This is a genomic window from Marinomonas algarum (genome assembly GCF_020532605.1).
Taxonomy (GTDB): domain Bacteria; phylum Pseudomonadota; class Gammaproteobacteria; order Pseudomonadales; family Marinomonadaceae; genus Marinomonas; species Marinomonas algarum.
On record NZ_JAJATW010000034.1, the window covers coordinates 1 to 16,395 of the forward strand.

At 43.6% G+C, this 16,395-nt stretch carries 13 protein-coding genes; 8 read left to right on the forward strand and 5 right to left on the reverse strand.

Going from position 1 to position 16,395, the window contains the following annotated elements; genetic code table 11:
• The first annotated feature begins 324 nt into the window (after nucleotides 1–324).
• Genes LG368_RS14350 through LG368_RS14360 form a run of 3 tightly spaced genes read left to right on the forward strand, consistent with a single transcriptional unit; the run spans nucleotide 325 to nucleotide 2,649 of the window.
• Entirely contained in the window at nucleotides 325–555 is a 231-nt protein-coding gene (locus LG368_RS14350) for a Trp family transcriptional regulator (RefSeq protein WP_226755401.1), read from the forward strand.
• The gene (locus LG368_RS14355) at nucleotides 552–1,964 is read left to right on the forward strand and encodes an anthranilate synthase component I family protein (RefSeq protein ID WP_226755402.1); all 1,413 of its coding nucleotides are present in this window, start codon (nucleotides 552–554) and stop codon (nucleotides 1,962–1,964) included. The genes LG368_RS14350 and LG368_RS14355 overlap by 4 nt, the downstream gene beginning before the upstream one ends.
• 22 nt (nucleotides 1,965–1,986) lie before the next feature.
• Nucleotides 1,987–2,649: an anthranilate synthase component II gene (locus tag LG368_RS14360; protein ID WP_226755403.1), complete on the forward strand. Its 663-nt coding sequence runs from the start codon at nucleotides 1,987–1,989 to the stop codon at nucleotides 2,647–2,649.
• Between the two features lie 81 nt (nucleotides 2,650–2,730).
• On the opposite strand, the gene ppk1 is transcribed toward LG368_RS14360, so the two are convergent.
• The 3 genes from ppk1 to LG368_RS14375 form a co-directional block, all read right to left on the reverse strand.
• Nucleotides 2,731–4,950, reverse strand: coding sequence for a polyphosphate kinase 1 (gene ppk1, locus LG368_RS14365; protein ID WP_226755404.1), 2,220 nt, complete (start codon nucleotides 4,948–4,950; stop codon nucleotides 2,731–2,733).
• A 117-nt stretch (nucleotides 4,951–5,067) separates the two neighbouring features.
• Nucleotides 5,068–6,069, reverse strand: coding sequence for a porphobilinogen synthase (gene hemB / locus LG368_RS14370; protein ID WP_226755405.1), 1,002 nt, complete (start codon nucleotides 6,067–6,069; stop codon nucleotides 5,068–5,070).
• A 144-nt stretch (nucleotides 6,070–6,213) separates the two neighbouring features.
• Nucleotides 6,214–8,139 (reverse strand): ATP-binding cassette domain-containing protein, encoded by a 1,926-nt coding sequence (locus tag LG368_RS14375; protein WP_226755406.1) that lies wholly within the window; start codon nucleotides 8,137–8,139, stop codon nucleotides 6,214–6,216.
• Between the two features lie 223 nt (nucleotides 8,140–8,362).
• Between LG368_RS14375 and hslO the strand changes: the two genes are divergently transcribed.
• The 3 genes from hslO to LG368_RS14390 all read left to right on the forward strand — a co-directional run bounded on the left by hslO (nucleotide 8,363) and on the right by LG368_RS14390 (nucleotide 11,678).
• Nucleotides 8,363–9,238 (forward strand): Hsp33 family molecular chaperone HslO, encoded by an 876-nt coding sequence (gene hslO, locus LG368_RS14380; protein ID WP_226755407.1) that lies wholly within the window; start codon nucleotides 8,363–8,365, stop codon nucleotides 9,236–9,238.
• A gap of 540 nt (nucleotides 9,239–9,778) precedes the next feature.
• Nucleotides 9,779–11,257, forward strand: a complete 1,479-nt coding sequence (mqo, locus tag LG368_RS14385; protein WP_420827971.1) for a malate dehydrogenase (quinone) — start codon at nucleotides 9,779–9,781, stop codon at nucleotides 11,255–11,257.
• A 148-nt stretch (nucleotides 11,258–11,405) separates the two neighbouring features.
• Nucleotides 11,406–11,678: a hypothetical protein gene (locus tag LG368_RS14390; RefSeq protein ID WP_226755409.1), complete on the forward strand. Its 273-nt coding sequence runs from the start codon at nucleotides 11,406–11,408 to the stop codon at nucleotides 11,676–11,678.
• 99 nt (nucleotides 11,679–11,777) lie between these two features.
• Here the strand turns inward: LG368_RS14390 and LG368_RS14395 are convergent, their stop codons facing one another.
• The gene (locus LG368_RS14395; protein WP_226755410.1) at nucleotides 11,778–12,506 is read right to left on the reverse strand and encodes an NAD(P)H-flavin reductase; all 729 of its coding nucleotides are present in this window, start codon (nucleotides 12,504–12,506) and stop codon (nucleotides 11,778–11,780) included.
• A 130-nt stretch (nucleotides 12,507–12,636) separates the two neighbouring features.
• A complete protein-coding gene (rho, locus tag LG368_RS14400; protein ID WP_226755411.1) occupies nucleotides 12,637–13,902 on the reverse strand; it encodes a transcription termination factor Rho in 1,266 nt (421 codons plus the stop codon).
• Nucleotides 13,903–14,423: 521 nt separating this feature from the next.
• On the opposite strand from rho, the gene LG368_RS14405 reads away from it, so the two are divergent.
• Nucleotides 14,424–15,941 (forward strand): Ppx/GppA phosphatase family protein, encoded by a 1,518-nt coding sequence (locus tag LG368_RS14405; protein ID WP_226755412.1) that lies wholly within the window; start codon nucleotides 14,424–14,426, stop codon nucleotides 15,939–15,941.
• A 220-nt stretch (nucleotides 15,942–16,161) separates the two neighbouring features.
• Entirely contained in the window at nucleotides 16,162–16,287 is a 126-nt protein-coding gene (locus LG368_RS14410) for a hypothetical protein (protein WP_226755413.1), read from the forward strand.
• Nucleotides 16,288–16,395: the final 108 nt, after the last annotated feature.

A 16,395-nucleotide genomic window follows, 5' to 3' on the forward strand; every position in this document is an offset into this window, starting at 1 on the left:
CTCAGAAGTGAAAAGCGCCATCGCCGATGGTAGTGTGGGGGATCCCATGTGAGAGTAGGTCGTCGTCAAGCTTTAAACACGAGAAGCCCTGATAGCATACGCTGTCAGGGTTTTTTTCGTTTTGTACCCTTCACACCTCTCACTGTAATACTCAATGTGAGAACAAGACGCAGATCTCTCTTTCCCTTATTTTTCTATTTATATGACGAAAATATAATGCGCTAAAATGCCTTTCTTTGCTTGATTGACAGTAACGATTTCTATATTGTACTAGTACGTGAATACATAGGCCTTTTTATAAGAGTCATTAGAGATACATTCCCAATGAAGGACTTGATCCAGTTTTTATCCGAAGTCGATGATGCCGCCGAGCTAGAGAAGCGTTTAACCGTATTGCTGACGCCGAACGAGATCAGTGAAATGGTGCGCCGTTTAAAAATCATCGCCTTGTTAGACGAAGGTGTTCCCCAGCGGGACATTTCAAAACAGTTAGGTGTGGGTATTGCCACCGTTACCCGTGGTTCCCGAGCATTAAAGGAATTGAAAGAGATATGAGTCAAGATTATAAAAAACCGGAACGAATTACGTTACCGAGAAAGCCTAAGTACGTGACCATTGGCGCCGATTGTAACTTTTTTGATTTATTCAAAAAAATTGAAAAGCGTTTTGATAACTGTTTTATGCTGGAATCTCTTGGTGAAGAAAGTTTTATCTCTCGCCATTCGATAATAGGTTTTGATCCTGAAAAATTAATTTGGGCTGAAGGAAAGCAGTTATTTATAGAAGAACGTGATGGCCGCGTTGAGTCGTATGAGTCAGACAATCCATACTATTTATTAAGAGATATTGTTCCACAAAATATTTTATCGCGTAGCTTTTCGGGCGGTTTAACGGGTTACATTGGCTACGACAGCATGAATTACTTTGAACCGTCGTTGGATTTGCAATCCAGTGAGATGTTCGATACCTTCCGTTTTGGTCTATACAAAGATGGCCTTGTATTTGACAAGATGACAGGTGAAGTATTTTATTTTTTCTACGATGATGAAAAAAGCGACGGCAGTCGTCTTGCACTTGTGAATGACATTATGGCGTCTGAGACGCCAGAGAATGGCCCTTTCACGGTAAAACCTGCTGGCGAGTCAATGACTAAGTCTGATCACGCTGATGCGGTGGCTAAGGTCAAACAAGATATTATTGATGGCAAAGTTTTTCAGTGTGAAGTGGGCTTTAAGAAATGGTTTGATATGGAAGGTGATACCATCAATTTGTATGAACAGCTTCGTGAAGTAAACCCATCTCCACAAATGTATTACATCAAATTTGGTGAGCAAAAAGTCATCGGTGCAAGCCCTGAATTATTGTTCCGGGTGCGTCAAGGTGAGATGGAGACATTTCCTTTAGCAGGAACCGCTAAGCGTGGCAAAGACGCAACAGAAGATACTGCATTTGCTCGTGCGTTGCTAAATGACCCGAAAGAAATTGCTGAACACAACATGATCGTTGACCTACATAGAAATGATATTGGTCGTGTCGCTCGGTTTGGTACCGTCAAGGTGCGAAGTCTGATGGACATTAAGCGCTTTAGCCACGTTCAACATATTTCGAGTGAGATCGTCGGAATCATGGCAGAAGAGCACGACATGTTTTCTGCATTGGCAAGTAATTTTCCAGCAGGCACATTAACGGGTGCGCCAAAAATCGAAGCCATGAAAATTATCGATGACTTAGAAAGTGATGGTCGTGGCCCTTATGGTGGTGCAGTTGGTCAGTTCTCTTTTAATGGCGATTGTATGTTTGCCATTCCTATTCGTACGGTATTTGCTAAAGGCAATAAAGCCTATGTACAAACGTGTGGTGGTAATGTTTACGACTCAAATGCAGAAGATGAGTACGAAGAGATTCAGCGCAAGTTTGCGGGCACTAAGCGTGTCTTAGACAGCTTCGCCCCTGATAAAGCTTAAGATAAGGGACAAGGAAAAGAGCATGAAAGTGTACATTATCGATAACTACGATTCTTTTACTTATAACCTGTATCAGTTTATTGGTGAAGTGTTAGAGACAGAGAAAAGCCACGGTCGACTTCAAGCATTTGAGGTCATCGTAAAACGCAATGATGAAGTTACCTTGGAAGATATTCGAACCGCGGCTCCAGATCGAATTATCATTTCACCTGGGCCGGGTTCACCAGAAGATAAAGCCTACTTTGGTGTGTGTGCCGACGTTATTTTAGAATTTGGTAAAACGATTCCACTGATGGGTGTTTGCTTAGGGATGCAGGGGATTTGCCATGTTTTTGGTGGAAACGTCGTGAAAGCGCCTTTGCCTATGCACGGTAAAACCAGCCCTATTACGCACAACCGCCAAGGTATTTTCCACGATATTCCGGATCAGTTAGAGGTGATGCGTTATCACTCTTTAATTGCTGAAGCCGAAAGCTTTCCCGATGTACTAGAGGTGACGGCATCGGTTGGTGATTTAAAAGAAGTGGATTTTGCCGATATCTCGACGATTCATCAAGGTGGTGACTTTGAGTTAATGGGGATTCGCCATAAAGAATACCCAATACAAGGTATTCAGTTTCATCCTGAGTCTTTTGCAACAGAAGGCGGTAAGGATTTGATTAAAAACTTTCTTTTTCAAATGTGATCGAGCAAATAAAGAGCGTTAAAATAAAAAGAGCCAGTATGCATCATACTGGCTCTTTTCTTTGTTAAGCAAATAAAGTAGTTAGCGAGTGTTGTCTGCTAACTCGCTTAATAGAGCACGTTGAGCACTACGATATTCGCCTTTTCTAGGCTTTGATAATTGATAAGATCCATCACTTTGCAACAACCAACTTTGAGTATTATCCGTTAAATAATACTCAAGCTCTTTCTTAACTCGACGAGTTTGTTTGTAATCTTGCAAAGGGAAAGCCACTTCGATACGGTTATTGAGGTTTCGATCCATACCGTCAGCACTGGACAAATAGACCTGAGGGTTGCGGTTGTTGTAAAAATAATACACCCGAGTGTGTTCGAGAAAGCGCCCAATGACGCTACGTACACGGATATTAGATGAAATACCTTTTATGCCAGGGCGTAGCGTACAAATACCACGAATAATCAAGTCGATCTTTACCCCAGCCTGGGACGCTTTGTACAACGCCTGAACAAGACGTTGCTCTGTTAGGGAGTTAACTTTGATAATGATACGCGAAGGGTCACCGTTGAGCGCGTTTTCAGCTTCACGGTTAATCATCTCAAGCAATCGATCTCGAAGTGTGAAAGGAGCATGCAGAAGTTTTTTGACTCTTAACTCTTTGCTCATCCCTGTTAGTTGTTGAAAGACGCGATGCACATCATCGCCGATTTCTTTATCACAAGTCATAAAACTGTAATCGGTATAAAGTCGTGCGTTACCAGCGTGGTAGTTACCTGTTCCCAGATGAACATATCGAGTGAGATCGCTGCCTTCTCGACGGACAATGAGGATCATTTTAGCGTGTGTTTTATGACGTACTACACCGTACACAACGATTGCGCCAGCGTCTTGTAGGCGACTGGCGAGTGCTAAGTTTTCAGCCTCATCGAAGCGAGCCCTAAGTTCAATGACCACGGTGACTTCTTTACCATTACGTGCCGCCTCAACGAGAGCATTCGCAATCGGTGAGCGAGCGCCGGTTCTGTACAGTGTCTGTCGAATGGCAACGACATGGGGGTCTTTTGCAGCTTCACTAAGCAAGTCGATAACAGGCGAGAAACTCTCAAAAGGGTGCATTAACAGATAATCGCGCTGACGAATCGCTTCAAATAGTCCACCTGAACTAGCAAGTTTTCTGGGTAACCCTGGAGAGAAGGGGGGATACATTAAGTCAGGGCGATCAACCAGTTCTAACACTGCCATTAAACGGCTTAGATTAACGGGACCATCAATGCGATATAAATCTTGCTGTTCTAAATCAAATTGCTTTAACAAGGAGTCGACAATGTGTAGAGGGCAATTTTCTGCAATTTCCAAGCGAACGGAACTACCATAATGCCGGCTTTGCAACTCGGTACGTAGTGCACCGGCGAGATCGACACCAATGTCATCGGAGTCTACTTCGAGGTCAGCATTACGGGTTAAGCGGAATTGAAAACACCCTTTGACCATCATTCCAGGAAATAACTGATCGGCGTGAGCATGAATAATAGAAGACAAAAATACCAAATTATCGCCGCCATCACACACATCATCTGGCAGCTTTACTAAGCGTGGTAATGAGCTTGGGGCTGGAACGATGGCTAGGCCATTTTCTCGTCCGAATGCATCTCGTCCCTCTAGTTCCACAACAAAGTTAAAGGTCTTGTTGGCGAGCCGGGGGAAGGGGTGTGCAGGGTCGAGTCCAATCGGGCTGATGATGGGCAATACGTTGTCTTTAAAGTAGCGCTTTACCCATGCCGCTTGCTTTTCATTCCAAACCGAACGGCGAATAAACTTAACGTTTTCGTTGGCCAGCTTTGGAAAGATGATGTCATTTAAAATGCGATATTGACGGCGTACAAGCTTGTGTGCGTGATCACTAATGAGGCGTAGCACCTTCTTAGGGTGCATGCCATCGGGACCATTTTTTTCGCGACTGTATTCCAGTTGGCTTTTTAAGCCAGCGACACGAATTTCAAAAAACTCATCCATGTTTGAGCTAAAAATACAGAGAAACATCAATCTATTTAAAATAGGATGGTTTTCGTCCATAGCTTGCTCAAGAACACGAGCATTGAACTGTAAGTGACTCAATTCACGATTGAAATACAACTCTGGGTCTGCCAAGTCGATTTCTTCTGGCAAACGTTCTTCAATTGCAATCTTGTTAGGGTCTTGTGGCTGCTCTGGAATAGGCTCTAAAACCAACTCAGAGTCCAGTTCCAAAGGGGACTGTTCAATAGGATCTTTTTTTTCCATTTCGTTCACTGACTGCTCAGACATGTGTTTTTGTTCTCTTTAAATACTGTTTTTATTGTGCCGTTAGTGTGGTGTTCTTATGGTGAGTGTTCATCATCATAAGCAACAAAACACACCAACGTAGCCTGACGGTCATTTGGTTTATAGGGTTGCTTTAGGCTTTAGCAGACGCGCTGCGTCTTTGGCAAAGTAGGTCAATATGCCGTCTGCACCAGCGCGTTTAAAGGCCAGTAAGGACTCCATCATAATGCTGTCTTTGTCAAGCCAGCCATTTTGAAACGCCGCCATATGCATCGCATACTCACCGCTCACCTGATAAGCGAATGTTGGCACTTCAAGTTCTGTTTTAACACGGCGCACGATATCAAGGTAAGGCATACCAGGTTTGACCATCACCATATCAGCGCCTTCTTCGATGTCGAGCATGACTTCGCGGATCGCTTCATTAGAGTTCGCTGGATCGATTTGGTAAGTGAATTTGTTTCCTTTGCCTAGGTTGCCACTTGAGCCAATGGCATCACGGAATGGACCATAGTAAGCCGATGCGTATTTCGCGGCATACGCCATGATGAGTGTATTGATATGACCTTCCGCTTCAAGTTCATCACGTATTTCCCCAATACGACCATCCATCATATCGGAGGGAGCAACGACGTCGGCACCGGCTTGGGCATGTGAAATGGCCTGTTTTACCAAGGTATCTACGGTGATATCGTTGAGTACATAGCCGTCATCGTCAATGATGCCGTCTTGACCGTGGGTTGTGTAAGGGTCAAGTGCAACATCGGTTAATACACCCAAATCGGGGAACGCTTTTTTTAATGCGCGCACCGCTCGTTGAACAAGGCCATCGGGATTATAAGCCTCTTCGGCCAGTAACGATTTTTTATCGCTGTTGACCACAGGGAAAAGGGCAATAGTGGGTATACCCAGTTCGACCAATTCTTTTGCCTCTTGAAGCAATAGGTCTATGGAAAGACGCTCAATGTTTGGCATCGAAGGAATGGCTTCACGAACGTTATCCCCTTCAATGATGAACATAGGATAAATTAAGTCGTCGGCAGTTAAACGGTGTTCACGCATAAGGCGGCGAGAAAAATCATTTTTACGCATGCGGCGCATACGAGTGTATGGAAAGGTCATCCAATATTTCTCCTTTATCGCTGTTTATTAATGTACGTTACTATTATGACAATATTAAGACAGTATTGGCGCAAAAGCCTCTTCCCAGTCAGACTTTACGTTTGCTTGGCACTTTTTATGTGTATTCCCCAAGAAATCGATAGTTTACTGTGACTCTGCCAGTTGGGCTTCCGCTTCTTCAAGGGTCTCTTGCGCTTCAAACCACGCTTCTTCACTTTCGGCCTGAGCCTTTTTCCATTTGGCTTCATCGCTGAGTAGTGATTGTAATTTGTATTTATGCTCCGCTTCATACAATGTGCTGTCTGACATGGCGGTAGAAATTTGATCTAAATGATCTTGTGCCTTTTGTACGGCTTTCTCAAACTTCTCAATTTGCTTGCGAAGAGGGCGTAATTTTTCACGCCATTCAGCGGCTTTACGGCGCTCTTCTTTGCGGTCTATTTTGCTGTCCAGTTGTTCGCTTTTTTCAGACTGTGTGGCGTTTGCTTGTCGTGCTTGCAGCCAGGCATGGTAAGCGGATAAGTCCCCATCAAAGGCTTGGATTTGATGGTCGGCTACCAGATAAAATTCATCAACCGTACTGTTTAATAAGTGACGATCATGGGAAACCAACAAAATAGCGCCAGGAAACTCCTGAAGTGCTTCTGTTAATGCCTGACGCATTTCGATGTCTAAATGGTTGGTAGGCTCATCCAGTACTAACAAGTTGGGTTTTGTCCAAGAAATTAACGACAGAGCCAAGCGTGCTTTTTCGCCACCTGAAAAGCCTTTGACCGCACGCAGAGCATCATCACCAATAAAGCCGAACCCGCCAAGGTAGCGACGAATATCACTTTCTAATACTTTCGGTGATAAGCGTTGAATGTGCAGGAGTGGTGAGGCCTCTAAGTCCAGAGCGCTCAGCTGATGCTGAGAGAAGTAGCCTATCTTTAAGTTTTCACCGCAGATGCGATCGCCAGCAAGCACTTTGATTTCATCTACAATGGATTTGATAAGGGTCGATTTACCAGCACCATTTGGTCCCAATAGACCAATACGTTGACCATCTCGAAGGGCAAAGTTGGTATTGGCCAGTTGAATACTTTTTACGCCTGAATCTGAGAGATACCCTAAGTCGGCCTGAGATAAGTTAACAAGAAGCTGAGAGGTTTTCTCGGCCACAGGAATGGAAAATTGAAATTGAGAGTCGATATGAGCAGGCCCAATGATTTCCATTTTTTCCAACATTTTTAAGCGGCTTTGTGCTTGTTTCGCTTTATCGGCTTTATAACGAAAGCGCTCGACATATTGTTGTAAGTGAGCACGTTTTTCCTGCTGTTTTTCGTAATTGGCTTGTTGTTGAGCGAGGTGTTCAGCGCGTTGGCGTTCATAGTCAGAGTAATTACCTTTATAAAGCACAAGTTGTTTTTGATAAAGGTGAACGATGTGGCTACAAATACCATCAAGAAAATCTCGGTCATGGGAGATAAGCAACAAGGTACCTGGGTATTGTCTTAGCCAGTTTTCTAGCCACATTACAGCATCAAGGTCTAAGTGGTTGGTTGGCTCATCAAGAAGCAGCACATCAGACGGACACATCAGCGCTTTGGCAAGGTTTAAGCGGATACGCCAGCCACCAGAAAAATCCGCAACAGGACGTTGCATGTCGCTCATTTTAAAGCCCAATCCTTGTAATAAGGTTTCACCACGAGATTGTGCTGTGTAGCCGTGGGCATTTTCATATTCACCCAACCAGTTGGCATGGGCGTGATCGTCACCGGCCGCTTGAGCCGCAGCAATGTTTTCTTCTATGTGTCTAAGGCGATCATCGCCATCCAAACAGTAATCTAATGCGCTCCGTTGAGTCTCTTCGACTTCTTGCGCCATGAAAGCAATGCGGCGTTGACCCGGTAATATGACGTCACCAGTATCGGCATGGAGCTCGCCTTTGATCATGGCGAACAGTGATGATTTACCTGCGCCGTTTGCACCGATTAAGCCGACTTTTTGACCTTCAAAAATAGTAAGGTCGGCATTTTCAAGAAGGAACTGGGTGCCGCGCTGTAAACTGACTTCGGTAAACTGGATCATAAAACTCGGAATCTCGTATTGCTATGAATGACAGGTACGTTGTTTTTTCAGGAAAAATACAATCTATGACATTCTAGAGTGCCAGTAGAATAAACGAAATAGTCAGCACGTATATTCCTAGTTTATACACGGTTTAAAGTGGATGATTCCATCATGCAAGGGTAAAATAACGCAATATTAATTTGAATTTTACGCGGGCATTAGCCTGACCAAGGTGTACTTTGTGAACAACCTAACAATCAATGAAATACAGCGTTTTTCTTTTGATAGCAGTAATGTGCGTGGTGAGCGTGTACTGTTGAACAAGGCCTATCAAGAGATTATCAAGCGAAAAGACTACCCTTTGGTGCTAGAGAAGTTACTGGGTGAGTTTGTCGCCGCCATCGCGTTACTGCGCGATATCGTTAAGATCGATGGTGTGCTGACGATACAAGCGAAAGGCAACGGTTTTCTATCGACTTTAATGACAGAATGTGACGAACATCAGAATCTGAGAGGCATCGCACAATGGGATGATTCTCAAGTGGTTCCAGACGTTATTTCGTTAAAAGAAGCCCTCAAAGGCGGTTACTTGGCGATTACGATTCAGCCTCGCAATGGTCAACGTTATCAAGGCATTGTCGAGCTTGTTGGCGATACGCTGTCAGAATGTTTGGAGCAATACTTCTCCCAATCTGAGCAGTTGCCAAGCCGCGTATGGTTAGCCGCGAATGGCGCGCAATGTGGTGGTTTGTTTCTTCAACGTCTTCCCGATGAGCAGGCGAAAGCAAACGATGAAGATGCATGGGAACGTCTAACGCACTTGGCTTCTACGGTGAAAGAAGAAGAGCTATTGGGTCTGGAAACCGGTGAATTGTTGCATCGACTGTATCATGAAGAAGAAATTCGTTTATATGAAGCGAAGTCAATGCAATTCGGCTGCTCTTGCTCTCGTCAGCGTACGCTAGATGCCATCATGTCGTTAGGCAGCGAAGAGATTCGTGAAGTGTTAATCGAGCAAGGTAGCGTTAAAGTGGATTGTCAGTTCTGTGCAGAGGAGTACGAGTTTTTCGAAAGTGAACTGGCAGAATTGCTGGGTGATGAAGCTAAAATACATTAAAGAACACTTTATAGAATAAGGTTAAGAGTGACGGGGTTGCTGAGTCTGTCACTCTTAACTTTCTTTGCTCGTTATTCATCTAATAACGAGAGCGTAGATTGAATCGATGTCTACACTCTTCCCCTTATTTACCATGCTATTAGTAGAATTTAGTATATTTATACTGAACATTGCTTTTTAAACATAGCGACTCATCCTCATTGTCTTCTTTGCTTATGTCGTTAAAATCGGCTTTATTGTCGACAAATAAGCCAATATTCCTTGTTTTTGACAAAGTTTAAGCTGTTTGCTGTATTTTTTCTAATACTAAGGTCTCAAGACATTGGATGTAAAATCCGTATAATAAATTGACACCTATTCAGGCTCCTTTATAGGGCTAATATTTCACTTTATGAATATCTGGCTTACGAGCAAAGGCGTTCTGAGAAGAGAATGAAGAAAGCAGCTTAGTATGAATACTAAAATACTGTCCTGTTGGCCAAAAGCCCTTTTTCGACATTACTCTCATATTCACCATTGGCTATGACACGGCGAAATCATATGACCTCAAATTCTGTAGACGTTTTACTAGTCGGGGGCGGTGCCATGAGTACCACCCTAGGAGTGTTACTCAAGCAACTAGATCCTTCCATGACCATGATGATGGTCGAGCGATTGGACAGCGTAGCAAAAGAAAGTACAGATGGCTGGAACAATGCGGGGACTGGCCACGCAGCGTACTGTGAACTTAACTACACCTCGGCAAATGACGATGGCACGGTCAATATAGACAAGGCCGTTAACATCAATGCGGCATTCGAGATCAGTCTTCAGTTCTGGTCTTATTTGGTGGAAAAAGGCTTACTGCCTAAGCCGGAAGCCTTTATTAATCGCGTTCCTCATCAAAGTTTTGTATGGGGCGAAAGCAACGTCAAAAAGCTCAAAGCTCGACATGCTGCCATGAGTGCACACCCCGCTTTTAAAGAAATGCAGTACACGGAAGATCGTGAAAAAATGCAAGAGTGGATGCCACTGGTCATGAAGAATCGTGATAACAGTGAGCCATTGGCCGCTACTCGTATTGAACATGGCTCAGACGTTAACTTTGGTGCCATTGCTCGTAACATGGGTTCCTTATTAACTGATCAAGATAACTTTGAGCTTTCTTTGAACACGGATGTGAAAAGTTTGAAAAAGCGCTCTGATGGTCGTTGGGATGTGACGATTGATCAAAATGGCACACGTAAAACCATTGATGCTAAGTTTGTTTTCTTAGGCGCTGGTGGTGGTGCTTTACCTTTGCTGCAAAAAGCTGGGGTAGAAGAAAGCTATGGTTACGGTGGCTTCCCTGTGAGTGGGCAGTGGCTAGTATGTGAAAAGCCAGAACTGGTTGAGCAGCATTTTGCTAAGATCTATGGGGCTGCTCCTATTGGTGCGCCGCCTATGTCTGTTCCTCACCTCGACACACGTATTATCGATGGTAAAAAAGCCATCCTATTCGGTCCGTTTGCTGGTTTTACAACCAAGTTCTTGAAAACAGGTTCTTTCTGGGATCTGCCAAAGAGTGTGAAGCTGAATAACATCAAGCCTATGTTGAGTGTTGGTAAAAACAACATGGACCTGACTCGTTACTTAATCAGTGAAGTAAGACAGTCCCATAAAGATCGTTGTGCATCGTTGAGACAATTCTTCCCCGAAGCACAAGACAAAGATTGGAAGCTTGCTTATGCGGGGCAGCGTGTCCAAATCATCAAGAAAGATGAAAAGCTGGGTGGTAAGCTTGAATTTGGTACGGAAGCCATTGCGACAAAAGACGGTTCTTTAGCGGCTTTGTTAGGTGCGTCTCCCGGTGCGTCAACGACTGTGAATACCATGATTGGTATTTTGGAGCGTTGTTTCCAAGATCGTCTGCAAGATGCCAGCTGGCAAGCTAAAATGAAAGAAATGGTGCCTTCTTATGGCCAGTCGTTGATTCAGGATACGGATCTACTTTTGTCAGTACGTGCTCGTACGTTAGAGACATTGAATCTTAAACCTTAATTTGACAGGTTAACTTAAGTCAACGAAGATGATTACGATAAAAGCTGGGGCATTCCCAGCTTTTTTATGGGCGCTTGCTTATGACTGGCGCTACAAGTCACGCTGTTTTTAGGCGCAGCACCTTAATACACAAGACATGAGATCGATTATGACAATGACTTTTTCAGAACGCGCAGATCAATTATGCGACACACTACGTGAAATAGAGCATCAAGCAGAAGAGGGCGATGAGCTGTTTTATTGTGCTTATCTACTTGGTTTGTTGGGTTTGCACAGCAGTGCTGAGGGAGAGGGTAAAGAAGCGTTTGATGTGGCCTTCACTGGGACTTTGACAGAGACTTTGGAAGCAGAAGGCGTTGTAGAATCGGATCAAACCAATATTTTGACGCTATGGCAAACAGTATGTAAGCGCGCGGTGTAATTTATTCCTTGTATCAGTAGATATTTTTTACCTGTAAAAAATGAAAAGGGACGCCTAATTTAGGCGTCCCTTTTCTGATAGCGGTAGTCGAAAATACGTCTACAGCGTGGGCTTTTCTGGGCGTGGTGCATAAGAAAATACGTCAGAGAAGCAGCGTTCAATACTGAGCCCTTTTTCTTCTAATTTATCCAGTGTGCCGTATACCATTCCTACGGATCCGCAAAGAAAGGCAACGCTCTGGCTAAGATCTGGGTGATCCGCTAAGATCGCTTCGTATAACCAGCCTTCCCGTCCCTGCCAATTGTCGCTTGGTTCATTGACCACAAGATCAACAGAGAACGGAGAGTACTTATGTGCTTCCTCAAACCAATCTTGTGCAAAGACGTCTTGAGCAGTACGAACTCCCCAATAAAGGGAGACTTTTCCATCAAAGTTTTGCTCACTCAATGTATCAAATAGGCTTTTTATCTGCGCAAAACCTGTTCCGCCAGCCACTAAGAGAATGTGTTCCGGTTTATTTTCTAGTATACCACTTTGCAAGTGACAGTTGCCGGCGGGTGCTTTGGTGGTGATTTCATCATTCGCCTTAATATGTTCTACTATTTTATGGGCAAGGGAGCCGCTGTCTGATACGAGCACATACAGGGTTACGTTAGGCAATTCATGTGGTGCACTACCAATAGAATAAGGCACTTGCTCGCCAGTGGGCAATACAATCATCAAGTACTGACCAGCAACAAAGCTAAGTTCAGTTGTGTGCAAGGTGATTTGATATACATTTTGGTTAATCAATTCAACCGATTTGACTGCCGCTGAAATCTCTTTCATTAAACTACTCCAATGTAAGTCGTGCTTGACCTAACTAAGACAGTAGAACCATCATTATCAGGCATTAAGTTAAGCATGTTATGAAAAAAAACCACTTAAGAAGTGGCTCTTTCGTTAGTAAGTGTATTACTTACTTATTTTTTCCCTTCATGGATTCAAAGAATTCATCATTGGTTTGAGTGACCTTAAGTCGGTCAATCAAAAACTCAGTGGCGGCAACATCTTCCATGGGATTGAGTAACTTGCGTAGTATCCACATACGCTGTAATTCATCTTCAGACGTCAACAAATCTTCACGGCGTGTGCCGGAGCGACGAATATTGATGGCAGGGAAGGTGCGTTTTTCTGCAATCTTACGATCCAAATGCAGTTCTGAGTTACCCGTTCCTTTGAACTCTTCAAAGATTACTTCGTCCATTTTGGAGCCCGTATCAACAAGCGCGGTGGCAATAATGGTTAAGCTGCCCCCTTCTTCAATGTTACGTGCTGCACCAAAAAAGCGTTTTGGACGTTCTAGTGCATTGGCATCAACACCACCCGTTAATACTTTGCCGGAGGAAGGAATCACGGTGTTATAAGCACGTGCTAAACGTGTGATGGAATCCAGCAGAATAACGACATCGCGTTTGTGTTCTACAAGACGTTTGGCTTTTTCAATCACCATTTCTGCGACTTGAACGTGACGTGCTGGTGGCTCATCAAACGTAGAGGCCACTACTTCACCGCGTACGGTGCGTGACATCTCTGTAACTTCCTCAGGGCGCTCATCGATCAATAATACGATCAGATGACACTCAGGGTTATTACGCGTGATGGCGTTAGCAATGTTCTGCAACATGAAGGTTTTACCCGCCTTCGGTGGGGAAACCACCAAGGCTCGTTGGCCTTTGCCCATAGGAGCAACAAGGTCAATAATACGTGATGTAACATCTTCCGTAGACCCGTTACCTGCTTCCATAAGCAAACGCTCATCGGGGAACAGAGGGGTTAAGTTTTCAAAAAGGATTTTATTACGGACGCTTTCCGGCTTATCGAAGTTGATTTCGTTTACTTTTAACAGAGCGAAATAACGTTCACCGTCTTTCGGGGGGCGGATTTTGCCAGCAATGGTGTCGCCCGTGCGTAAATTAAAGCGTCGAATTTGACTTGGAGAAACGTAAATATCATCTGGGCCCGCAAGATAGGAGCTGTCAGGTGAACGTAAAAAGCCAAAGCCATCTTGAAGAATTTCTAGAATACCGTCGCCGTAAATGTCTTCCCCACCTTTTGCATGACGCTTTAAGATCGAAAAAATAACATCTTGTTTACGAGAACGAGCCATATTGTCTAGGCCCATTTCTGCTGCGATTTCTAAAAGTTCGTGTACTGATTTCTGTTTTAAGTCGGTAAGGTTCATAAACGGGTTTTGTATTAGCTCATTTGAGGAAGAATGACGGAATTATGTTAGTCGTTAACAATAATGAGTGTCTGGAAGTATTTAACAATGTATCAGCTATTCGGCAGAAAACGAAAACAACAGGGTTAAATTATATGCTTTGGTTTACATTAGCCCGGATAGGGCTGAGCCAATACAGCGCGAAACAATTTGATTGGGATCTTATACAAGTTGCATCGTGCAGGCTTGTTATTAAGATCATTAGTACTATAGTGCGAGTTAAACGCGAGGTCTATAGTGAAATTTAGGAAAAAAAGACTTTCTGCTAAATTTTTGACCAAATTCTGTGTTTAGCGTTTAAATAGCCAGTTTACGGTAGCAATTTTTGATGCAAAGAGTGGTTTATTCATAAAATAGATTTATTTGTCATTAAAATGCCGCCCAATAAGTGTACTTTTTTGCGTTTTAGCAGACAATGACAAGCACATCCAACTGCTATATTCTTAGCCACATTCTGACTTTCGCAACGTAAGGCTTTTTGAATGCAATCACTCTTTTTGCAACAATCTCATGATTTTCCTTTCGAAAAAATTGCCGCTATTGATCTTGGCTCAAACAGTTTTCATATGGTTATTGCACAAATCACCCATGGGCAGTTACGTATTACTGGGGAGTTTGGTGAAAAAGTCCAACTAGCAGCGGGTTTGGTTGACGGTTATTTAGATGACGCGTCACAACAGCGTGGATTAGATTGTTTGTCGCAGTTTGCACAAGTGATTGAAGATATGCCACCGGGCTCGGTTCGTGTTGTCGGTACCAATGCGTTACGTGTTGCGAAGAATCGATACGACTTCATTGGCAAAGCGATGGACATCATGAGTCATCCGGTCGAAATCATAGCGGGTCGTGAAGAGGCGCGTTTGATTTATGTGGGTGTAGCAAGAACCATGGATCACGGTGAGTCTAAGCGCTTGGTGGTGGACATAGGTGGCGGCAGTACCGAGTTTGTTATTGGTAAGCAACTTGACCCTATTCTCACTGAAAGCCTTCATATGGGGTGCGTCAGTTTTAAACAGCGTTTTTTTGGCGATGGTGTGATTAATAAGTCTAACTTTCAAAAGGCTGTGACAGCGGCACGCCTAGAGCTATTAAGTATTCAAGACGATTACTTAGACGAAACATGGGACGTGGCCATTGGTTCTTCAGGCACCATTAAAGCCGCCTTTAATATTGTTAAGGAAAACAACTGGAGTAAAAAAGGCATTACGCCTAAAACGCTCAAGCAAATTCAAAAAGTGTTATTTGCGGCCGGTCATGCAGATAACCTTGAAATCGTCGGTTTAAAGCCAGAGAGAAAGGGGACGTTTGCAGCGGGTATCGCCATATTAACGGCCGTATTTGAGTGTTTTGATATAAAGCAAATGGACTTCTCGACAGGGGCTCTAAGAGAAGGGGTGCTGTACGATATCATGGGGCGTTATGCGGATTCAGACATTCGTGAGCGCACTGTTAACTATATGCTTAATCAGTATCATATTGATACTGAGCAAGCCAAACTGGTGACTCATACGGCCTTGTCCGCGCTTGAACAGGTAAAAAGCAGTTGGAGCTTGAACAGCATTTCCAGTGAAGACCTGCTGCGCTGGGCCAGCTTACTGCATGAAGTCGGGGTGGGGATTTCCCACAGTCGTTACCATAAGCATGGTGGTTACATCATTCGAGAGTCAGATATGCCTGGCTTCTCTCAACAGGAACAACAAGCTCTCGCCAATTTAATTTTACGACACCGTCGTAAGTTTACTCAGTCTTTAGATTACAAATTTACCAAAAGTGATCAACAAGACTTAGACCGTCTATCAATTTTATTGCGTTTGTCTATTTTGCTGCATAACGATCGGAAAGAAGGTGACATGCCGATTTTCACGCTACGTGCTGAGGGTAAACATTTGCACGCTGAATTTTTATCTGGCTGGCTCGACAGCCGACCACTGACGCTGGCTAATTTACAGCGAGAAGCGGATTATCTGGCGGTTTGTGAGTACACACTGACCTTTAGTTGATGGTCTGTACCTAGAGTAGAAACGTTAGTCTTTATAAAACAAGATAATAGCGAGCAAAAAGGCCAATCGAGAGATTGGCTTTTTTGTTATTGGGTTTCATAAGTGGCAAGATATAAAAAGTTGGCTTGACTATTGAATGATTCGATATGGTTCGTTGCAAGGAAAATACGCGATCATTGACGAATCGTTTTGGTGCGTTTTTTAATTAATTAGGATGAGTATGGAAGAATATTCTTGGTTATTAGTGACATCGGCCCTCGTTTTCATGATGCAAGCAGGGTTTTTATGCTTAGAAAGTGGACGCATTCGTAGTAAAAATAGCATTAAGGAACATACGAACAAGTAAGACAATTTTTAGCTGACTTTCAGCTTGTGACAGTATTTCCTCAGAAGCGACATTTAATCACCACTTAACCCACTTGTAAGGTACTTCAAGCACCTTACAACCGTTATT